Origin of the sequence: Apilactobacillus pseudapinorum (genome assembly GCF_040369555.1) — a bacterium.
Classification (GTDB): domain Bacteria; phylum Bacillota; class Bacilli; order Lactobacillales; family Lactobacillaceae; genus Apilactobacillus.
On record NZ_BAABVU010000022.1, the window covers coordinates 213,188 to 234,564 of the forward strand.

Genomic DNA, 21,377 nt, shown 5'->3' on the forward strand with positions numbered 1-21,377 from the left:
AATAATTTCCCCTTTTTTTGTAAAAAACGTCGTATCACATACAACTATGATACGACGTTTTATATTAGTTGGTCAATTTACTTACCAACATATTTTTTAGCTTGGTTCCACCAATTATTGGCGTTTTTCTTTAAGTTATCGATTCCTTTACCAAGGTCTTTAGATACCTCGTTAGCTCCATTTTTAACATCGTTCCAAAAATCAGAACTACTTGAGCTAGAAGATCCTTGTCCTTGATGTGAATCAAGATATGAAGCATCTTTAACTGAGAAACTATTATTACCAGTTGTTGGCAAGATTTGTTCCATTTCGGACTTGAATAACGGACCTACTCCAGTTCCACTTAGGTTCTCTAAATGGTGCCCAGCATTGGTATTATCGAATCCTTCCCAGGTTGCAACAACCACTTTAGGTGTATAACCAATAATCCATTTATCTCTAGTAGCATCAGAATCACCAGTATTATCTGCTTCAGTACTTCCAGTCTTTCCAGCAACTTGATAACCACTTGGTTTTGCTGATACCCCAGTACCATTATCAAAGACACCTAACATCATACTAGTCATTTCATCAGCAACCTTCTTCGACATAACATTTTTAGAAGTTGTGGTGTCATTATCAACAATCACTTTTCCTGATGAATCGACAATTTTTCTAATGTAGTGAGGCGTTGTCATATTTCCTTCGTTAGCAAACGCAGTGTATGCTCCAGCCATTTCTTGTGGAGATACTCCGCTAGATAAGCCGCCAAGTGCCAAAGCAAGATTCTTATCTTTCTTTTGCACCGGCAAACCGAATGACTTAACTGATTGATATCCCTTATCAACACCAATCTTATGCAATAGCCAAACAGCAGGCGCATTCATACTTTGAGCTAAAGCTGTATACATTGGGATTGTCCCTGTATATACATTATTGTAATTTTGTGGTGTATATTTATTGGATCCATATGATATCTTTTTATTTTGTAAGATATCGTTATAACTATAACCATTTTCCAAAGCTGGTACATAAACCGCTAATGGTTTAATTGTAGAACCAGGTTGACGCTTGATTTGTGTAGCACGATTATATCCTCTAAACACGTGTTGGCCACGGCCACCCACAACCGCTGTTACTCCACCAGTTGTTGGATCTAATGCAATTGAAGCAGCTTGAACTTTAGTACCATCAGCTGCATTACTAGGAAACATGCTATCGTTTTTAAAGTCATCTTGAAGGCTATTTTGTTGGCTTTGATTTAATGTTGTATAAATCTTGTAACCACGGTTCATAATATCAGATTCAGATAATCCGTATTTATTAATCGCTTCATCAATAACTGCATCAAAGTAGTATGGATACTTATATCCATCCTTATATTGATAAGTGTTTTTAACGACAATTGGTGTTTTCTTCAAACGATTAGCTTCAGATTGGCTTATCTTATTATTATCAGCCATCAATTGGAGAACAACGTTTCGACGTTTCAACGCAAGTTTAGGATGATCTACTGGATTATATGCACTAGGATTAGTTAGCATTCCAGCAATTACCGCAGCATCTTGCACTGGTAAGTCTTTAGCGTTCATACCGAAATATCTTCTAGAAGCATCTTCAACACCATAAACACCATTACCAAAATATGAATTATTCATGTACATAGTTAATATTTGTTGCTTAGTATATACATTTTCAACCTGAATTGATAAAAATAATTCTTTTAACTTACGGCTAAAGGTTTGTTGTTGCGTTAAATATGCATTTTTTACTAGCTGTTGGGTTAAAGTACTCCCACCACCACTAATGTATTCTCGATGTAAAATCTTATTCTTAATCATTAATAGAACAGCTCTACCGAATCCCTTAATAGAGAATCCATGTTCATTGTAAAAGTTACGATCTTCAGTTGATAGAATCGCATTTGGAATATTGGATGATATATCTTTATATCCCACGTAGGTTCCTTTTTGAGAATAAATTTTACCAGCTTTTTGGTTTTTAGAATCGTATATAACTGTTGATTGTTCCAATGACGATTGTAGATTTTGCACATGTGTTGTTTTAGCAATGAATGTGCAGTATGCGCTGATAACAAAAATAAGCGTTAATACAGCGATGATTATCCATCTAGTCAATTGGTAACGGTGCCAGAAAATTTTTAGGGCACTTTTATTTCTGTCAATTTTCATCTAGTTTTATTACTCCTTCACCGATGATGATATTAATACTATTTTAACCCAAAATCGGTTTAAAAGCTTAAATAAAAAACAGATTTAACTAAATGTTAAATCTGTTTTTTTATTACATTTCGTCTGGTGCTTTAACACCTAGTAATCTTAGTGATTCTTTTAGAACAATTGAAACAGACTTAACTAATGCTAGTCTTGCATCACGTTCTTCGTCATCTTGTAAAATCTTAGTATGTGCATAGTACTTGTTAAAGGCTTTAGCTAGTCTTAATGAGTATTTTGCAATTACTGAAGGTTCAAATTCATCACAAGCCATCTTAACTCTTGCTGGAAAATCATTTAGTAACTTAATTACGTTCCATGATTCAGCATCATTAAGTGTCTTATCTGCATTTTCTAAATCAACATCTCCGGCTTTACGTAAAATACTTTCAGCACGAGCTCTAGCATATTGTACGTAAGGACCTGTTTCACCTTCAAATCTTAATTGATCTTCTAGGTTGAAATCAATGTTGTTAATCTTTTCGTTCTTTAAATCACCGAAAACAATTGCTCCAACCCCAACTTCTTTAGCGACTTCATCCTTGTTTGGTAAGTCAGGATTCTTTTCAGCAATTTGTTTCTTAGCAATATCAATTGATTCGTTTAGAACTTCGTCAAGTAAGATAATTCTTCCTGAACGAGTTGATAACTTCTTACCATCAACAGTGATTAAACCAAATGGAATATGGTGTAAATCCTTAGCAGAAGGAATACCCATTTCCATTAATACAGCTTTAAGTTGCTTAAAGTAATAAGTTTGTTCTGAACCAACAACATATAAGTTCATTGCTGGATGGTATGTTTGATCACGGTAAATTGCAGTAGCGATATCTCTAGTAATGTATAGTGATGCACCATCACTCTTAAGAATTAAAGCAGGGTTTAAATCGTATTTTTCAAGGTCAACAATAGTTGCTCCTTGTGACTTGCTTAATAATCCCTTTTCTTGTAGAGAATCAACGACATCTTGAAGCTTATCATTGTAGAAAGCTTCACCATTATAAGTATCAAAAGTGATACCTAGCTTGTCATAAATTTCACCAAATGCTTCAAGTGAAACTTCTCTAAACCACTTCCATAGAGCGGTAGCTTGTTCATCACCATTTTCAAGTTTTCTGAACCAATCTCTAGCAACATCATCTAGTTCAGGTTGTTCTTTATCAATCTTATGGAATTTAACGTAGTACTTAACCAAGTTGTTGATAGGGTCTTTCTTAACGTCTTCTTCATTTCCCCACATTAAGTAAGCAGTAATTAACTTACCAAATTGAGTACCCCAGTCACCTAAATGGTTATCCTTAATTGGATTGTAACCATTTTTACGTAAAATTTCAGCAACTGAATTACCAATAACTGTAGATCTTAAATGACCCATAGAAATTGGTTTAGCGATATTTGGTGAAGACATATCGATGGTAACATTGCCACCCTTACCGTCTTCATTTTGTCCATAATTTTCTTTTTGTTCTAAAACAGCTGATAAAACATCTGAACTGAAATTAGATTTGTTCAAGAAGAAGTTAACATATGGACCTGCAGCTTCAATATGATCAAATTCATCTTGATTAATTTTTTCTACGATATCACTCGCAATTTGTTGCGGAGCTTTTCTAAATTGTTTAGCTAAAATAAAAGTAGGAAATGCTAAATCTCCCATCTTTGAATCCTTTGGTCTTTCAATTTTAGGTAGAATATCTTCTACTGAAAGTTCATTATCCAATGCATTGCTTAACGCACTAGCAACTAAATTTTTATTATCCATTATCCAAAACCTCCAAAATATAAAAAAATCCCTTACAATCCAATTAATTGTAAGAGACGGAATAACCCGCGGTACCACTCTATTTGATATAAAATATCCGCTTTTGTATTTAATTCTTGTTAATTCTAAAAAGTGCGATTCAAAATACCCTAGTCATTGGCTTACACCGCCCCAATGTCGCTTCAAATGGAATATTTTTACTAGTCTTTTATCATTGAATTGTATCTGTTAGTAAGCGGGTAACGGGAATCGGACCCGCGACTTAAGCTTGGGAAGCTCATATTTTACCACTAAACTATACCCGCAGATACAAACAATATTATATCACACGATTTAAGTTTTGGTAATAAATGTTAAGCCGTTTTTTTCTTAGCTGGTTTAGCAGCTTTCTTGCTAACAATCGCACGTTTATTATATTCATTAACAACAATGCCGTCTTCTTCATGGTGTTCATCGATAAATACCATTACTGAGTTTTCATAAACCTTTTCTACGGTTCCAGCAAAGTCATGTTTTAAATAACCAAATCTAGGTGCAGAAACGTGGTCGCCAACTTCAAATTCTTTTGGTTCAGCCATCCTTTTGCCTCCTTAATAAAAAATAACGCGATATTGATAATATCAAATGGTGTTATTAATATCAAGATATTTTTTATATTTATCATTCATTATTAATTGTTCTCATGAAAATCTCTTTAAAAGGCTGTTTATGACGTCATTTTAAAAATAAATTAAAAAAGAAAGTATTAGTAATGTTAATAAAGTGTTTGTGATAAAATTGATTTTGGGAGGCGGTATTATGTGGGCTTCTTTAACTATTGCAATGCTATTTATATACATTGTTGTTACCACAATTGGTTTAACTAGATATTCAGCTAAACGTGTAATTCAATGGCTAATTGCTAGTCGTTTGTCATATATAGTAGTGATTGTTACTCAAATAGTTATCACATTTAGAACTGTTGATACTCATTTAATATCAAGTCTTATAACTGATGGGTTGTCAATAATTCTCGGTGGATTAACTGAATTGAACTATAGTAATAAACAACGAAATAACTTATATAGCTTTAATATCCTAATGTTAGTAACAAATGTTGTAGTATTAATCTGCATCACTAACATTAATATAAAATAAAAAAGTCATCGAAATTAATCGATGGCTTTTTTTCTGTTTTCTAATGCTTTTTCAATTGAACGATCAACTAATACAGATTGGGCATCAATGACTTTAAAATCATGATTAGATGCCCTTTCTTCTGCAACAGAAAGTTCAGTACAACCAAGAATAACAACGTCACTGTCTAATTCATTTTGCATCTCATCTAAAATGTGATGATATAAATCAGCATTAACTTCATTTTTTTCTTTTACATATTTATAAATCAATTCCATCGTTTCTTCCTGGATATGTTTAGTGGGTTTCACAATTTCATATCCGGCTTCTTGTACTTCATGATCATAAATACCATCAAAAATGGTTCCATTGGTTGCGATTAATCCAATCCTTTTAGCATTAGGATATTTAATTTTTATTTCTTTCACTGCTTCCTTTGGCATATGCAAGATTGGCACGTTAGTTGCATTTTGCAACTCTTCAAAGAAAAAATGCGCAGTATTACAAGGAATCACAAAAAAATCAGGATTAAATTGTGACTGTTGTTTAATATCCTCCATTAAAGGAATTAACGGACTGGGTTTACTGTTATCTAAAATGTAATCAGTTCTATCAGGAACTGTTGCATGATTAACTAAAATATAATTTAAATATTCTTGGTCATTAGAAGCGGGAGTTCTTTCGTTCAATAAATGAATATAACTTTCAGTTGCTTCCGTTCCCATTCCACCAATAATAGAGAAAAAATGTCTCATCTTATCATCCTTATTTTTCGCTAAAGTATCGTTTGAAATTCTTAGCATAATTATGCTTAATCCAAACATCTAGTAGCCAACGTTTGAAACTCTTATCTTTGTCATACCAGAAAGTAGTTCCGTATTGACCCTTTCTAATTAGTTCCAAAGCAAACTCTTTGTCAGCGTTAGATTTAGCATACTTCTTAAATACGTCTTTACCAAGGCCTAACCATAGATAGCGTTTTGTTTTATCTTGATTTGCATAAACTACATCTTGATTTTCAAGGCTGTTATATGCGTAATCTTGTACAACCCAATCAGCTAAGTTATATCCGTTTAAACTAACAAAGAAGCTACTTCTTCCTTGTCTTAAGTTAATTTCAAACAACTTAAAGGTATTGTCTCTTGTGTCATACTTCATATCAAAGTTAGCATAACCAACATAGTTGATATTTTCTAAGAAACTTTGCACCATTGAATATAGTTTTTCATTATATTCTGGCAAGATTGCAACATAGTTACCAATGTTAGAAGGTGTTGGATCTTCCAATAAAGGATGCCCTAAACACATCATTTTAACCTTATGATTTTTATCAACATATGCATTCAAGGTGCGCATGTTACTGTCATCACCTGGAATGTAGTCTTGTAGAATTAAGTCTGATGTATATCCATTAGTGTAGACTTTCTTTACAATATCATTGAATTCATCTTCGCTTTCAATGATAAATGCCTTTTTTCTACCTTCAAAATGAACATCTAACCATTCAACACTATTAGTTGGCTTTAATGCCACTGGATATCCAAATGGTTGTTCGATTGTATCATTAGATTCAAAATCATCTTTGCTAATAATTTTGGTTTTTGGATATGGTAAGTCAAATTTTTCACATAGTTTGTAAAAGTTTTCCTTACTGTTTAATTGTTTGATTAAAGTATAGTCAACATATGGACAAACAAAAACATCTTCTAATTCGTTCTTATGCTTAGAAATCAATTCAGCGTATCCATCTCCACAACCAATTAAAATAACTGGTTCACTATGCGTTGCATACTCTTTCTTTAGTTCTAACATAGAATTAATCCAAACAGGATCTTCACTAAATCCATCGATTAGTGTTAAATCGATAATCTTTGTGAATCTGGTTGGAGCTAAGCTTCTTTCAGCATATGCTTTTACAGGTGTTTGATATTTTTCATATAATGAACGAGCCATTCCGTAGGCGTTAAAATCACTACCTAATAAAATGACCGTAAAGTCTAATTTTGAATTATTCATGTTTTATCCCTTTCAAAACATTTTGAACTACAACGGGATCTGTTTCGTATGGTGTATCTACTCCGTTGATTTTTTGGTAAGGATCTCGTCCTTTACCCGCAACTACTATCATAGCATTTTTATCTCCAGCGTAAATAGCTTTTTTGATTGCTTCCTTACGATCCAATTCAATTTCGACTTTAACTTTTTTATGATCAATATGTGAATCAATTTCATTAATAATATCCTTAGGATCTTCAAAGGCTGGATCATCAGTTGTAAGAAATGCAATATCAGCATTTTCAGATAACGCTTTTCCGAAACCTTCTCGACGATCAATACCTTTATTTCCAGGACTTCCAACAACAACGATTACCTTACCGTTTTTGTTATTATTTTTTAGAAAACTTAAAAGTGCATGCATACTTGCATAATTATGCGCATAGTCAACGTAAACCATCCCATGTTCATCAGCTGCATACGATTCCATTCTACCCGGAACCACAACTTCACTTAGTCCAGCTTTAGCATCTTGACTAGTAGCATCATCAATCGCCGTTGCGATAATGGCTGAAACTGCATTTGCTTCATTGTAATCACCAACAACATTAATATAATATTGTCCATCCATATTTAGACCGGTAGCCTTATCAGTTTGACTATCTAATTGAATTTCATTTTTGTCGACAGTGTCAGAAATACTGTTAAAAACAAAATCCATTTGATATTGATCAACATTAGCACCTTTACGACTAAATAGGTAAATTTTATCTGGATCTGTAGTAGCTTTTGCTGCTTCGTAAACGTCATTTAAATAATCAGTATCTGCATCAATTATGCAGTAAGTAGAATTAACCATTAATTGTTCCTTGCAGTGCAAGTAATCTTCGAAGTTGGGATGTTCATTAGGCCCAATATGATCTGGTGAAATATTTAAAAATATTCCCACATCAAAGTGTAGCCCATATACTCTAAGCTTTTTATATGCTTGTGAAGAAACCTCCATGACAACACTTTCCATCCCATTATCAACTGCCATTCTCATGTATTTAAATAAATCTAGTGATTCTGGAGTTGTTAAATGCGATTTAAATCGTTGTGATGGTTCATTCCCAACAACTGTATCAATTGTTGAAATTAAAGCCGTTTTATTGTTGTTATGTTTATCTAAAATACTTTTTGCAAAGTATGAAGATGTTGTTTTTCCCTTAGTCCCAGTATATGCAATTGTAAATAAATTATTCTGAGGATAGCAGTAAAAGGCAGCGCCTACTAGAGACATTGCCTTCTGCACGTTATTTACAATAATTTGCGTTAAACCAATACCTTCACTATAGCTTTGTTCCGCTATATATCCGGTTGCACCGGCCTTTTTGGCCATCGCTAAATACTCTGGCTTAAAGTTACCTTTGCAAAAGAATAAAGTATTATCTTTAACATTTCTGGAATCGTAAGTCACCTCATTAAATGAAGTACTATTAGCTAACGTAACACTTTCCAATAGTCCATGTTCAGATAGTATTGTCTTAATTTCATCAATTCCAAGATTCATTGTTTTAACTTCCTAACGTCGAGATTTCAAAATTATGCTTGTAGTTGTACTTTGTTAATAGTATCAGCATTAGTATCTTCTGGGAAGTATACTTCATACCATAAAATAAATAGATATGGAGTCATGATCTTTTGCATACTTGACTTACCTTCATCATGTTCCTTTAGAATTCTTAATAATTCGTCAGTATTGAAGAATTTTTCAGCAACATCTGATGTGAAGGCTTCTACGATTCTTTCATGGAATTCTGGTTGTCTAATCCATGAAGCAATTGGTGATGGGAAACCAAGTTTTTCTTTCATTGCAACCTTATCTGGAAGAGCTCTTTCAGCTGCTTTACGTAATGAAATCTTAGTTCCTTCTTTATTGATTCTAGTCTTAATTGGCATTGTTGAAGCAAATGCAGCCACTTCTTTATCAACAAGTGGAGTTCTAACTTCAAGAGAGTTAGCCATACTCATACGGTCAGCCTTTTGTAAGATATCGAAAGGTAACCAAGTATTAATATCGAAGTATTGCATTTGAGTCATTTCATCTTTATCAGCTACTTCATCAAAGATGTACTTAGAATATGCACCAGAATCAACGTTTAATGATGGATCCTTCAATAGTTTATTTCTGTCATCAAAGTTAAATACATAGTTAACACGGTAGTATCTTTCACTCAATGGTTGAGCACCACGAATTAAGAAACGACGACCATGGAATCTAGGCATCTTAGTTGCCATCTTAGCAAGTGCTTGTCTAATGAATGATGGAACAAACTTTTGGTATCTTTCAAATGGAATAGCTTCCAAGTATGTGTTGTATCCACCAAAGAATTCATCAGCACCTTCACCAGATAAAGCAACTTTAACTTCTTTACTAGTACCTTGTGCTAAGTAGAATAATTGAATAGCTGAAGGATTTGATAATGGTTCATCCATGTAATACATCATTGTAGGTAAGAAGTTAAAGTAATCTTCACCTGTAATCTTAATTGGTGTATTCTTTTGACCAATTTGGTTAGCAAAGTCAGTTGACCATGAAAGTTCACTAAATTTAGGATCATCGAAACCTAATGAGAATGACTTAATTGGTTTTAACTTAGATGCTTCATTTAAAACGTAGCTTGAGTCAACACCACTTGATAAGAAACTACCAACTTCAACGTCAGCAATCATATGTGCTTTAACTGAGTCTTTAACGATTGCTTCAATTTTTTCAGCATCTTCTTCTACAGTTTGACTGTTATCAATGTGATCATAGTTAAACTTGTAGTATCTGTGAGTTTCTGTCTTCTTTTCATCAATATGATGAACAAAGTAAGTTCCTGGAAGCACTTTAAATACGTTCTTAAATAAAGTTTCAGCTGATGGAATAAATTCGAAACTTAAATGAATTGGTAATAAGCTAAGATTTAATTCTTTTTTGAATGCTGGGTTTGACATAAATGCTTTTAGTTCTGAACCGTACATAAATGCTTCACCATCATCATAGTAGTAAAGTGGTTTGATACCAAAATGATCACGGGCACCAAAGATTTCGTTGTTTGCACTATCGTAAATAACAAATGCATACATTCCACGAAGTTTATCTAGTAACTTAGGACCCCATGCTTCGTATCCTCTAATTAAAACTTCTGAATCAACATCAGTTTCAAATTCCCAACCTTCTGAAATTAATTCTTGTCTAATTTCTTGATAGTTGTAAATTTCACCATTAAAAGTAAGTACTTTTTTCTTATCTTTACTGTATAGAGGTTGACCACCGTGTGCTAAATCAATAATTGATAAACGACGGAATCCCATTGAGACCTTATCGTCTTGGAAGTATTTTTCATCATCAGGACCACGATGCTTAATTCTATCAGCCATCTTGCTGATTGTGTCGTTAGGCACGTCTTTTTGGTTTACATATCCACAAAATCCACACATAAGTAAATTCCCCTTTAGCTTTTTTATTATTAAATGATTGATTTATTTTTTTATTGTACTAAATTCATTGTACCAAAATATTACTAATTTAGGCTATAAAAATGGTACTTTAGTCATCACAATAAATTAGTTAGTACACAAACTAATATTATTAAGTATAATCATATCACACTATCTGTCCAGAAAAATCTTCCTAAAAATAAAAAAGAATGTATTTAACATTCTTTTCTCTATCTTCTTTCTTGATTATATTCAGCCATTGCTGAACCTGTAATTGAATCTTTTACATTTAAAGCATCTTCAGGTGTCCCTGAATAAAGGATTTTACCGCCGTATCGACCTGCTTTAGGACCCACATCAATCATCCAATCAGCTTGACTAATCACTGCTAAGTTATGTTCAACGATAATTAAGGTGTTTCCTTTATCTACTAATTCTTTAAACAAATTAGTCATTGTAGATACATCATTCATGTGAAGCCCAGCAGTAGGTTCATCTAACAAGTAAACCGTACCGGTTTTGTTTAATTGTAAAGCCAATTTTAGTCTTTGAACTTCTCCACCTGACAACGTATCTAATGATTGTCCAAGTGATAAGTAATCAAGACCCACTTTTTTCATATTTAATAATCTATCCCTGATTTCAGCATAGTCATCAAAAAAGTTAATTGCTTCATTGATAGATAAGTTCAATACTTCCGCGATGTTTAATCCATTAACAGTGTATTGAAGTGCTTCATCACTATATCTTTTTCCGTGACATTTTTCACAAGTTTGAATAACTGGATCCATAAATGCCATATTAGTAATTTGAACCCCTCGACCCTTACATAGCGGACATTTACCTTTTCCGTTATAGCTAAATAGTTGTCTGGAGACATTATTTTTATCACCGAAGATCTTTCTAATTTGATCTAATATATCTAAATAAGTTGCTGGTGTAGAACGAATATTAACCCCAACTGCATCTTGACTTAAATCAATAAAATCATCTGTTAACTGATCTTTTACAGCTTGAATTAATGAACTCTTTCCAGAACCAGCCACTCCCGAAATAACTGTTTGTGCCTTTAATGGAATATCAACATTCGCATTTTTTAAATTATGAATATTTACATTTTCTAATTTTAGATAATCAGAGAATTTCTTTTTCGGTTTAAAACTTAATGGCTCTTTCAATAATTTCCCAGTAATTGCGTCACTATTTAATAGCTCTTGATAAGTTCCTTCAAAAGTTATATTTCCCCCATCTTTACCCGGTTTAGGTCCAATTTCGACAACATTATCAGCAATTGGAATTAACTCAGGGCTATGTTCAACCACCAAGACAGTATTGCCTTTTTCTTTTAATTTCTTAAGGGCATGCTTGATTAGTTTTATATCTGCGGGATGTAGTCCTACACTGGGCTCATCTAGAATATAAACCATGTCAGATAAGGAACTATTCATGTATTTGGCAATCTTAATTCTTTGTGTTTCACCACCAGATAAAGTATCAGTACTTCTATCAAGGGTTAAATATCCTAATCCTAATTCAACTAAAGATTGAATCTTGGTTCTTAATTCTCTAATTAAATCCACCACAAGTGATTCATCAATATTATCTAAAAATTCAATCACATGGTTTAAATCCATTTTAAGAACATCTGCTATGTTGTTATCGTTAATTAGACATGTTAAAACTTCTGGTCTTAACTTAGTTCCATGACATTTATCACAATCAGTTCTAGTAACAATTTCACTAATAGCTTCTTTGTGATGTTCTCCTTCTTTACTTTCAATAATAGATCTTTTAATTCTAGGAATAACTCCTTCATATAAAATGGATTTCTTCCATTCTTTTGGAGCATCAGTTAAATGATGTTGTGGTGCATATAATAAATCATGCAATTCTTCATCACTATAATCTTTTATCTTTTTATCATTATCAAACAATCCAGTATAAGCGTATCTCTTCCAACGCCATGTTCCTGGACCAAAACTAACGAAAGTGATTGCACCTTCGTTAAGTGACTTATCGTAATCAATTACTTTATCAGGATTAATGTGGTCAACGTATCCTAAACCTTGGCATTGATCACACATCCCTTGTGGTAAGTTAAATGAAAACGTATCTGAGTAACCTACAAAAGGTTTTCCAATTCTTGAGAATAGTAATCTAAGAAGTGAATAAATTCCTGTATATGTAGCTAATGTAGATCTTGGATTTTTACCCACTTTCTTTTGTTGAATGACTATTGCAACTGGTAAATTATCTATTCTACCAACATGAGGAGCTCCATATTTAGGAAGATATTGTTGCGTAAAACTAGGAAAAGTTTCGTTCAACTCTCTTCTTGAGTTGGCAGCAATTGTATCAAATACTAATGATGATTTCCCTGCTCCAGATAAACCGGTAAAGACAGTAATAGCATGTTTTTTGATACTAATATCTAAGTGCTTTAAGTTGTTTTGAAAAGCGTCGTGAACCTCGATAAAATCTTGTTTTGACATTTCAATCCTCCTATATTCACTGATGGTATTCATTATAGTAGTTATTAGTATCAAATGCATTTATCTTGTTTAATAGTTAAGAATTTATAAAATTATCTTGATTGATAGTATATTAAATCAATTTAATACTATAATAAAATTAATGGTAACCTATACAGAAAGAAGATGAAATTATGACAGAACCAAAGAAAGAACAAATGCTATGTTTAGTAATGTTTATCTGTAATAAATATAAAGGCAAGGACTTCAGATTTGCCAAGTCTTTAATTTCTCACAACTTTGAAGAAACAGTTGAAAAACTACACACCGCTTATGAAGAATCAAGACAAGCGTTCAAAAAACGTATGTTAAAACCAATCAAGATTCCTGCAGATACAGTCGCAATCGATTATAGTGCTGCTTTTGAAAAATTAACCGCTACTAAAATCATGACTTATCAACTAAAGAAATACTCAAAACATGCACTAATTGCTAAACAAATGCTTGAAAGAATCGGCGAACCAGTCGATTAAAAAAAGGACTTCAAATGAAGTCCTTTTTTATTTTATTAAATTAAATAATTTGTCAAAGTTAACAGTTCCCAATCCAGTTGCTTGATTGTAGATCTTATTATCTTGAGGAGCATAATAAATGTTCGTTTCATTGTCACCATACAGTGGATTAAATGGCGAATTGTTAGATTGAGCTAATGAATATATTCTTGGATTCCACAATCCTAATCGACGATTCAACTTACTTACATAGATTGCATTAACCGCTGCTATCTGCGGTGCAACGATACTGGTTCCACCATCTATTAACCACTTCCCATTATAGTAAACTGAGTAACCCGTTTGCGGATCGCCATTAGCAACTATATCAGGCAAGTTTCTTCCACTACTTGTTCCCGTTAATACTTTTGGAGTCGCTAATTGGTTTGCCACGCCTTTTGACATGTCCCAGTGCTGAATTGCACGATATGAGTTAACTCCTGATACATTTTGTTGATAATCAGGTGTCGCATTAAATTTGCTGAATCCACCCCCGCTACCTACAAAATAACTGTCCAAGAAAGTTGATTGGTTAGCGTTATATAATTCGATGGAATTAAAGTATGGATAAAGAAAATCGTTAGACCAGACACGTTCATTACTAACGTTAACCACATGTCCATTCACATTGTATTTAGTGGGAACTGTGGTGGCTCCCACTGCTGTAATGTATAGGGATGAAGCTGGTGTTTCAACGGTAAGTTTGGTAATCCCACTTTGAATCCCATCATATGCACCATTATCACCAGTTGAATTAAAGATACTTATGCCTTGTGAAGCTCCTTGAAGTAAAATTTCGTTGATAATGTCATTATAATTATCCGGCAGAATCTTATTATCAATCATTTGTTCAATTTCTGCTTCACTTATCCCCCAACTTAATGAAATACTATCGGACTTATTACTACCAATTGCATTAGCAAAACTATTAATCATTCCCGATATTGTGGGTTGAGCTAAATAGACATTAATATTGGCATTATTAGCAATTGAACTAGCTTGTTGAATGTCCATCGTGGTTTCATCACTTAATTTTTGATTATCTTTATTTGAATCTGTATAAACATGAATCCGATTTAATGAATTCTTGATTCCCATCTTTTGCCAAAATGCTTTGATATCATTCTTACTAAATCCACCAAAAGAAATAATGCCAATGTTAGCGACTTTATGGGACTTATTATTAATCGTGTCTTGCAAATGATAACGTTTTATAAAATCAGATGGACCTCTTTTTACGCCAAAGCTACTTGATTGGCTACTGCTTGATAAGTGATCATAATTACTTAATCCAATTATCCCACTAATTTTTTGGTCTAAACTATTAGCCATTTTCGGTGTTTTATTGGGCTTAGTAACATAGGTTTTATTAATTTTTTCCTTAATCAGATTGAAATGAAAAGCTTTTTCAATATTATTTTTTGCTCCTGTAACTTTGATAACTAAATTACCAGGATATACTTTTGCTTTTAAATGATGACTAGCCAAGTATTTTTTTATTTTATTTATGGTTGTAGTTGATTGTCCATATTTACGGGAGAATTCTTTCGTTGATAAAAAGTTAGTTCTTGGTTGACTCACATAGTTGACCAATTCATTGTTATTTTGATCTTTCAAAACGATTGTAAAACTAGATTGGCTACTTTTATTTGTTTTACCGAATGCTGTAACATGATTTGCTTCCTGCACATATAGCATCCCCGCGAAGCAAAGCACTAATGTGAAACTAAAAATCATCTTTTTTAAATTCAATATTCTCACCGCCTATGAAATAATGATATTCCTAAAAAAGTCTTAAGTATATGAATTTAAACAATTCTTTAGAAATTTTATGTTAAGATTAGTGATAGATATAAATTGAAGGGAGGTTTATCATTTGTTAAAAGAATTTAAAGCCTTTATTGCTAAGGGAAATGTTATGGACCTAGCTGTTGGTGTAATCATTGGTTCTGCCTTCACAGCTATCGTAAAATCATTTACTGCTGATTTTATTAACCCTATCCTTGGTATCTTCACTGGTCAAATTGGTTTATCAAGTTTTGTAATTACTGTTGGTAATGCTAAGTTCTTAGTTGGAAGTTTCATCAATGACTTAATTAACTTCTTAATTATCGCATTCGTTGTCTTCCTTATCGTGAGAACATATAACCGATTAGCAAAACGTGATACCACTCCTAAGGACACTAAGACTGATGCATTATTAGGAGAAATCCGTGACCTATTAAAAGACCAACAAAATAATAAATAATTAAAAACCTGTGTGATATTCTCACGCAGGTTTTATTTTTTTGATATTAAGTTGATACTTAAAATATGATAAAATAGTTATTACTAATTACTAAATGAGGAGTTAATATGGTGATAATTACAGCTGGAATGATTGGAGTAGGAAAAACTACTTTAACTGGTAAGATTGCTGAACATTTAGGCACAACCGCTTTTTACGAACCAGTTGGAGAAAATCCTGTTCTACCTTTATATTATAATAATCCAGAACAATATGGATTCTTGCTTCAAATCTATTTTTTAAATAAACGTTTTTCAATGATCAAACAAGCGTTATCAGACGATAACAACATTTTAGACCGTTCTATTTATGAAGATGCGTTGTTCACAAAGCAAAATAACGCTGAAGGTAATATTTCAGACATGGAACTTAAAATTTATCTAGAACTTCTAGATAAAATGATGGATGAATTAGACGAGTTACCAAAAAAAGCTCCTGATTTGATGGTATATGCTGAAACTGACTTCGAAACTATCCTTCACCGTATTAAAAAACGTGGAAGAGATTATGAACAATTCGATAATGATCCAAAACTAAAAGAATACTATTTCCACATGTGGGAAGCTTACAAGAAATGGTATGAAGAATATGATAAAAGTCCTAAAATGAAACTGGACTTACAAAAATACGATTTATCTGATGACAAAAATGTTGATATTGTGCTTGCACAAATTGACGAAGAACTTAAAAAAATTAGATAACAAAAAGACCAATCACGGTTGTGATTGGTCTTTTATTTTTTATTCTAAAGTTGCTAATTCATTAATTGATTGACCGTAAATAGCCATAGCTAGTAATAAATCATCAATTACTTGGTATTCATTAGCTTGATGCATTGTGTTTTCAGTCCATGGGAAATCTGCACCGAAAGCAACTCCATATTTCATTAAACGTCCGTAAGTTCCTCCACCAACAACACCTGGTTGAGCGTCAGTCTTACCTGTACGTTCTCTATAAACATTTAATAACTTATTAACGATTGGTTGGCTTGGATCAACATAATGAGCTTCCATGTCATCTGTATTTTCAACAGTTCCATCCATCACTCTAGCAGCTTCTGTTAAGTGGTCACCAATTTCTTTTACAGTGATACCCTTTGGATATCTGAAGTTAGTGTTAACGAATCCACCATCAGTTGGGTTGAACTTCAAAATACCAACGTTCATAGTTAAATCGCCCATAATTTCATCGGTATGACTTGCGCCAATACGGTTAGCTCTAGAATCACCATGCAAGAATTCAGCAACGAATTTGATAAAGTTTTTAGCGTCTCCAGAGAAATCATATCCTCTTAAGAAGTTAGCCATGAAGGTACCACCATTAACACCGTTACGTGGTTCCATTCCGTGAGCAGATTTACCAATTAGATGTAATCTGATTCCTTCTTCTGTAATTTCTGAACCACCATCTAACTTTCTGTCTTGCATGAAAGTAGAGAATTCTTCAGCCATTTGATCCTTAAATGATGTCTTGATTTCAGCGAAGGCATCTCTTGGAACCATGTTTTCTCTAAGACCAGCATTGAAATCTTCTAAGAAGTAATCAGCACTTTCGTCTTGTTGATTTCCAAAGGTAGTTTCAAAAGTAGTGTTACCCTTTTCTCCATTAATAACAGGGAATTGTCCGTCAGGAGAGAAACCAAAGTCAGGTTCTGGTTCTAATTCGAAGTAATGTTTCATCCCTGTCCAATTACTTTCTTCATCGGTACCGATAATAAAACGAATCTTGCAATTTGGTTCAATTCCTTGATCCTTCATCATCTTTAAACCATAGTAAGCAGCTAGACCGGGTCCTTTATCATCTGATGTACCACGACCATATACCTTACCATCTTTGATTGTCATTTCAAATGGATCTGTATTCCAACCTTCACCGGCTGGCATAACATCAGCATGTACTAAAATTGCAAATGTCTTATCACCAGTCCCATATTCTATGTATCCAACTAAATTATCTAAGTTCTTGACTTTAAAACCGTCACGTTCACCAATTTCTAAGTACTTTAGTAATCCCTTTGCTGGACCTGGTCCTAAAGGAAATTCATCAGTAGCTTCCGCATCATTACGTTCACTATCGATTGCGATTAATTCCTTTAGATCTTTTAAATAATCTTCTTTGTAATCTTTTGCTAATTGATCCCAGTTAGTCATTTGAAAATCCTCCCTTATCTTTTAATTTATTTTAGCATACTATACCGAAAAGACATCAATGATGTTTACTTTTTTTAGTGATATACTGAATTTGTTACGTAAGGAGGAATCTAAATTGTTTAATCCATCAATTAATATTGTAAAACGAACAATTCGTAAACGTCCCAACAATAGTCATAAAGGAACTTTTGGGAAAGTATGTATCATCGGTGGCAATCAAAACTTCGGTGGCGCAGCGATTATGGCCAGTAAAGCCTGTATATATTCTGGTGCTGGTTTAACCACTACTTTTACTGATACTCTTAATTTAGATAGCCTTCATAACATTATCCCTGAAGCAATGTTTGTTGACTATCACGATGCCAATCAACTTCAATCCATGATTAGTGGTTTTGATGTCATTTTAATTGGTCCTGGCCTGGGTACCGATGATTATAGTCTTTCACTTGTAAAACAAGTCTTCCAACAAATTAATAATCAACAAATTTTAATTATTGATGGCTCCGCTATAACAATTATTGCCAATCATCAATTACCATTACCAGATGCTAAAATCATCTTCACTCCCCATCAAATGGAATGGCAACGATTATCCGATATAGCAATACCAGATCAAAATGATAAAAACAATCAAGACAAAGTGAATGAACTCCATTCAACTGTAGTATTAAAATCACATCATACTAAGGTATATTCTAACAATCATATTTGGGTTAATCCAGGTGGGACTCCTGCCCAAGCTACTGGTGGAATGGGTGATACCCTCGCCGGAATGATTGCTGGGTTCACAGCTCAATTTGCTAACACTGAAGATGCTGTAATTTCAGCTGTCTACGCTCATAGTTTTATCGCTGACAAATTAGCTAAAAATCAATACGTGGTTTTACCTACTCAAATTAGCGATCATATCCCTCAATTTATGAAAAAATTCGAAAATTAGCCACTAAAAAACACTTTCAATGATATTCCATCGAAAGTGTTTTTTTATTAATCTATTTCATTATTTTTGAATACATAGCCAAATATTAAAACCATCAATAGCGGAACTAAAATAAATAGAACGGCGTATTCATGGAAAATGTTTGTTAATATTCCCATAAAAATTGCTCCTAAAACAAAGCTAACGTAAATCATAATCGTGTCGATTAGTAATGATTTTGCTTTTTCGTTTCCATCAACAATTGTTAAATAAACATTATTGGCAATTTTTCCTAGATTACCTGTCATCATCAAAGGATTAAATGCATTTCCTTTTAGGAGTTTAAACTCTTGTAATTGGGCAGCTGCTACCAATGATAGCAAACCAACCACCAATACATCCGGTAATTCGTTTACGAATAATCCTGTCACTAAAATGATAGCCACTTCATATTCAATTATAATGGTTTTTCTTAACCAATCGTCTTTCAAATTTCTTTGCATCAATTTAATTAAGACTATCCCTAATACAAAAAGCAAGATTGAAAATAGATACTTAACAATCGCTGCAATGTTAAAGTGACTGATGCTGATTCCTAACAAGATGGTATTTCCGGTTTGTAATCCTGCGAATACCCCACCATGTTCAACAAATGAATATGCATCAATGCTTCCACTAATAATAGCTAATAAGATAGCTGTGAAGGGATGCATAAATAAGTCTTTGGGCTTCAAAATGATCTTCTCCTATCCAATGTGTAACTTTCTTCTAAGTGTCTCTGCTTTATGTCCTAAAACAGTGTCTGCAATTCTGCTCTTCAAAGCAAGGTATACATATACCAAGCCTCCAAGTAATGAAGCAAATGCAACCACAATTCCACTACCAATTCTGCCATATTGGTTCATTCCCAAACTAACCAATAAGTTACCAGCATATACTGCTGTAATGGCAACAAAGTATGTTACTAGAGAAAATAGAATAATCCAATTGATTTGAGATAACATCTTATCATTTCTAAACTTAAATTGACGGTCTAATGAACTAATAATTAGCATATTAACCACCATGAATCCAATTGCTGATGATAATAACGGACCAAATTCCTTAAAGAAATAAACCATTGGGAATTGGCTAACTATCTTAGCAATAACACCATATACAAAGTATTTAACAGCGACCTTGTTTTGTGATATTCCTTGCATCATAGCAGTTAAAACAGTAAATAAACCAAATGAGATGGAAACGATTGATGAAAACGCTAAAACGTTTGCTGATAGTGCTCCATTAACATTGGTATAAAATAATCTATTCAATGGTCCTGCAATCGCAGTCATTCCTAATGCTGCAGGAATCATAATAAATGAAAATAAAACAAAACCTGCAGACACTTGGTGACTAATTTCTTTTTTATTGCCTCGTGTATACGATTCAGATAACAATGGCACAACAGTTATTGCGACTGAAGATGCTAATGAAATTGTAATCATAATTAGCTTATTAGCGTTACCTGCGAAAATTGCATACAATTGATCCAATACTTTGTTAGATGCGCTAGTGGCAACATGCATAATGTTAAAGAATGTGTATTGATCGATTAATTGAAAAATTGAAATTCCTGCTCCTAAAATAACAAATGGAACAGCTTGTTGAATGATTTCTAAATATAATTTATTTGCATTGACATGAAGCTGATTATTACTATTACGAACTAAACTACGATAATATTTACGTCGTCTGAAGTAGTACCAAGCTAAAATCAATAATCCGGCTAAAGCTCCAATAAAAGCCGCAAATGTAGATTGTGATACGGCTGTTACCCAACTACCTCTTAGCACCTTAATAATAAAGAATACTGCTATTAACATGTATATAACTCTAAATAGTTGTTCTACAAATTGTGATAATGCAGATGGTGCCATATCTTGAAATCCTTGGAAATATCCACGAGTTAAACTCATTGTTGGAATGATTAGAACAGCCCAAGATAATGAACGCATAACGGGGATTAAATCAGGATTACCATTATCTATTAATGGACTAAAAAAGTATAAGAACAAGGCACAAACTATCCCCATAATTACAGATAGTAAAACACCACGTTTATAAAGCCTAACGCTGACCCCATATTCGTTTAGTGCGTTATAATGTGCCACTTGCTTAGCAATTGCTGATGGAATTCCCGCAATTGAAATAATTAATATTAAACTATAAACATTATATCCTTGAACGTATAATGCATTAGCTTGTAAATAAAGCCCCCCTAGAATCATGTTCCAAGGGATTATGTATAAAGCACCTAAAATTCTTGAAAAAACACTTCCAGCAGTCATCCATGCTGAACCTTTAAGCATTTTATCTTGTGCTATATCTTCATTCAAATTATTTTCCTGATTTTGCATATCGCAATTCCCACTTTCAAATTTCTCTAACTTGTCCATTTTAATC

At 33.2% G+C, this 21,377-nt stretch carries 17 protein-coding genes and 1 tRNA gene; 5 read left to right on the forward strand and 13 right to left on the reverse strand.

All coding sequences use genetic code 11. From position 1 onward, the window contains the following. Window positions 1-77 precede the first annotated feature (77 nt). From ABWU86_RS04870 to ABWU86_RS04885, 4 genes are all read right to left on the reverse strand, one after another. Window positions 78-2,171, reverse strand: coding sequence for a transglycosylase domain-containing protein (locus ABWU86_RS04870; RefSeq protein ID WP_293792589.1), 2,094 nt, complete (start codon window positions 2,169-2,171; stop codon window positions 78-80). Between the two features lie 112 nt (window positions 2,172-2,283). Continuing rightward, window positions 2,284-3,975 (reverse strand): arginine--tRNA ligase, encoded by a 1,692-nt coding sequence (gene argS, locus ABWU86_RS04875; RefSeq protein ID WP_353321688.1) that lies wholly within the window; start codon window positions 3,973-3,975, stop codon window positions 2,284-2,286. A 234-nt stretch (window positions 3,976-4,209) separates the two neighbouring features. Continuing rightward, a tRNA-Gly gene (locus tag ABWU86_RS04880) sits at window positions 4,210-4,280 on the reverse strand. A 48-nt stretch (window positions 4,281-4,328) separates the two neighbouring features. Then, window positions 4,329-4,553 (reverse strand): hypothetical protein, encoded by a 225-nt coding sequence (locus tag ABWU86_RS04885; RefSeq protein ID WP_053949943.1) that lies wholly within the window; start codon window positions 4,551-4,553, stop codon window positions 4,329-4,331. A 220-nt stretch (window positions 4,554-4,773) separates the two neighbouring features. On the opposite strand from ABWU86_RS04885, the gene ABWU86_RS04890 reads away from it, so the two are divergent. Further along, on the forward strand, window positions 4,774-5,112 hold the full coding sequence (locus ABWU86_RS04890) for a DUF1516 family protein (RefSeq protein ID WP_293792584.1): 339 nt from the start codon (window positions 4,774-4,776) through the stop codon (window positions 5,110-5,112). A gap of 14 nt (window positions 5,113-5,126) precedes the next feature. On the opposite strand, the gene ABWU86_RS04895 is transcribed toward ABWU86_RS04890, so the two are convergent. The 5 genes from ABWU86_RS04895 to ABWU86_RS04915 form a co-directional block, all read right to left on the reverse strand. Next, window positions 5,127-5,846, reverse strand: a complete 720-nt coding sequence (locus ABWU86_RS04895; protein ID WP_353321720.1) for an amino acid racemase — start codon at window positions 5,844-5,846, stop codon at window positions 5,127-5,129. A gap of 10 nt (window positions 5,847-5,856) precedes the next feature. Further along, window positions 5,857-7,107 (reverse strand): carboxylate--amine ligase, encoded by a 1,251-nt coding sequence (locus tag ABWU86_RS04900; RefSeq protein WP_353321691.1) that lies wholly within the window; start codon window positions 7,105-7,107, stop codon window positions 5,857-5,859. Beyond that, window positions 7,100-8,638: a UDP-N-acetylmuramoyl-L-alanyl-D-glutamate--2,6-diaminopimelate ligase gene (locus tag ABWU86_RS04905; protein WP_353321694.1), complete on the reverse strand. Its 1,539-nt coding sequence runs from the start codon at window positions 8,636-8,638 to the stop codon at window positions 7,100-7,102. Before ABWU86_RS04905 ends, ABWU86_RS04900 begins: the two co-directional genes overlap by 8 nt. A gap of 32 nt (window positions 8,639-8,670) precedes the next feature. Further along, window positions 8,671-10,554, reverse strand: coding sequence for an asparagine synthase (glutamine-hydrolyzing) (gene asnB, locus ABWU86_RS04910; protein ID WP_293792579.1), 1,884 nt, complete (start codon window positions 10,552-10,554; stop codon window positions 8,671-8,673). A 230-nt stretch (window positions 10,555-10,784) separates the two neighbouring features. Beyond that, window positions 10,785-13,046: an excinuclease ABC subunit UvrA gene (locus ABWU86_RS04915; protein ID WP_353321697.1), complete on the reverse strand. Its 2,262-nt coding sequence runs from the start codon at window positions 13,044-13,046 to the stop codon at window positions 10,785-10,787. Between the two features lie 173 nt (window positions 13,047-13,219). On the opposite strand from ABWU86_RS04915, the gene ABWU86_RS04920 reads away from it, so the two are divergent. Continuing rightward, window positions 13,220-13,558, forward strand: a complete 339-nt coding sequence (locus ABWU86_RS04920) for a hypothetical protein (RefSeq protein WP_293792575.1) — start codon at window positions 13,220-13,222, stop codon at window positions 13,556-13,558. Window positions 13,559-13,585: 27 nt separating this feature from the next. On the opposite strand, the gene ABWU86_RS04925 is transcribed toward ABWU86_RS04920, so the two are convergent. Next, entirely contained in the window at window positions 13,586-15,313 is a 1,728-nt protein-coding gene (locus tag ABWU86_RS04925) for a S53 family peptidase (protein ID WP_353321699.1), read from the reverse strand. Window positions 15,314-15,452: 139 nt separating this feature from the next. On the opposite strand from ABWU86_RS04925, the gene mscL reads away from it, so the two are divergent. Next, window positions 15,453-15,824, forward strand: a complete 372-nt coding sequence (mscL, locus tag ABWU86_RS04930) for a large conductance mechanosensitive channel protein MscL (RefSeq protein ID WP_293792572.1) — start codon at window positions 15,453-15,455, stop codon at window positions 15,822-15,824. A gap of 107 nt (window positions 15,825-15,931) precedes the next feature. Further along, on the forward strand, window positions 15,932-16,564 hold the full coding sequence (locus tag ABWU86_RS04935; protein ID WP_293792571.1) for a deoxynucleoside kinase: 633 nt from the start codon (window positions 15,932-15,934) through the stop codon (window positions 16,562-16,564). A gap of 39 nt (window positions 16,565-16,603) precedes the next feature. On the opposite strand, the gene pepV is transcribed toward ABWU86_RS04935, so the two are convergent. Next, window positions 16,604-18,013 (reverse strand): dipeptidase PepV, encoded by a 1,410-nt coding sequence (pepV, locus tag ABWU86_RS04940; RefSeq protein ID WP_353321702.1) that lies wholly within the window; start codon window positions 18,011-18,013, stop codon window positions 16,604-16,606. 115 nt (window positions 18,014-18,128) lie between these two features. Here pepV and ABWU86_RS04945 point away from each other — a divergent pair, with 115 nt between their 5' ends. Continuing rightward, the gene (locus tag ABWU86_RS04945) at window positions 18,129-18,953 is read left to right on the forward strand and encodes an NAD(P)H-hydrate dehydratase (protein WP_353321704.1); all 825 of its coding nucleotides are present in this window, start codon (window positions 18,129-18,131) and stop codon (window positions 18,951-18,953) included. Between the two features lie 47 nt (window positions 18,954-19,000). On the opposite strand, the gene ABWU86_RS04950 is transcribed toward ABWU86_RS04945, so the two are convergent. Beyond that, window positions 19,001-19,666 (reverse strand): YoaK family protein, encoded by a 666-nt coding sequence (locus ABWU86_RS04950; protein ID WP_353321706.1) that lies wholly within the window; start codon window positions 19,664-19,666, stop codon window positions 19,001-19,003. Window positions 19,667-19,678: 12 nt separating this feature from the next. Next, window positions 19,679-21,331 carry a putative polysaccharide biosynthesis protein gene (locus ABWU86_RS04955; RefSeq protein ID WP_293794461.1) on the reverse strand — a complete coding sequence of 551 codons (1,653 nt, stop codon included), beginning with the start codon at window positions 21,329-21,331 and terminating at the stop codon, window positions 19,679-19,681. Window positions 21,332-21,377: the final 46 nt, after the last annotated feature.

What these genes read in the sequence shown, in the direction of transcription:
- asnB (WP_293792579.1), bottom strand. Translation starts at nt 10,554, where the DNA reads ATGTGTGGATTTTGTGGATATGTAAACCAAAAAGACGTGCCTAACGAC.
- ABWU86_RS04895 (WP_353321720.1), bottom strand. Translation starts at nt 5,846, where the DNA reads ATGAGACATTTTTTCTCTATTATTGGTGGAATGGGAACGGAAGCAACT.
- ABWU86_RS04890 (WP_293792584.1), top strand. Translation starts at nt 4,774, where the DNA reads ATGTGGGCTTCTTTAACTATTGCAATGCTATTTATATACATTGTTGTT.
- ABWU86_RS04955 (WP_293794461.1), bottom strand. Translation starts at nt 21,331, where the DNA reads ATGCAAAATCAGGAAAATAATTTGAATGAAGATATAGCACAAGATAAA.
- ABWU86_RS04905 (WP_353321694.1), bottom strand. Translation starts at nt 8,638, where the DNA reads ATGAATCTTGGAATTGATGAAATTAAGACAATACTATCTGAACATGGA.
- ABWU86_RS04885 (WP_053949943.1), bottom strand. Translation starts at nt 4,553, where the DNA reads ATGGCTGAACCAAAAGAATTTGAAGTTGGCGACCACGTTTCTGCACCT.
- ABWU86_RS04925 (WP_353321699.1), bottom strand. Translation starts at nt 15,313, where the DNA reads ATGATTTTTAGTTTCACATTAGTGCTTTGCTTCGCGGGGATGCTATAT.
- ABWU86_RS04900 (WP_353321691.1), bottom strand. Translation starts at nt 7,107, where the DNA reads ATGAATAATTCAAAATTAGACTTTACGGTCATTTTATTAGGTAGTGAT.
- ABWU86_RS04935 (WP_293792571.1), top strand. Translation starts at nt 15,932, where the DNA reads ATGGTGATAATTACAGCTGGAATGATTGGAGTAGGAAAAACTACTTTA.
- ABWU86_RS04920 (WP_293792575.1), top strand. Translation starts at nt 13,220, where the DNA reads ATGACAGAACCAAAGAAAGAACAAATGCTATGTTTAGTAATGTTTATC.
- ABWU86_RS04870 (WP_293792589.1), bottom strand. Translation starts at nt 2,171, where the DNA reads ATGAAAATTGACAGAAATAAAAGTGCCCTAAAAATTTTCTGGCACCGT.
- ABWU86_RS04915 (WP_353321697.1), bottom strand. Translation starts at nt 13,046, where the DNA reads ATGTCAAAACAAGATTTTATCGAGGTTCACGACGCTTTTCAAAACAAC.
- argS (WP_353321688.1), bottom strand. Translation starts at nt 3,975, where the DNA reads ATGGATAATAAAAATTTAGTTGCTAGTGCGTTAAGCAATGCATTGGAT.
- pepV (WP_353321702.1), bottom strand. Translation starts at nt 18,013, where the DNA reads ATGACTAACTGGGATCAATTAGCAAAAGATTACAAAGAAGATTATTTA.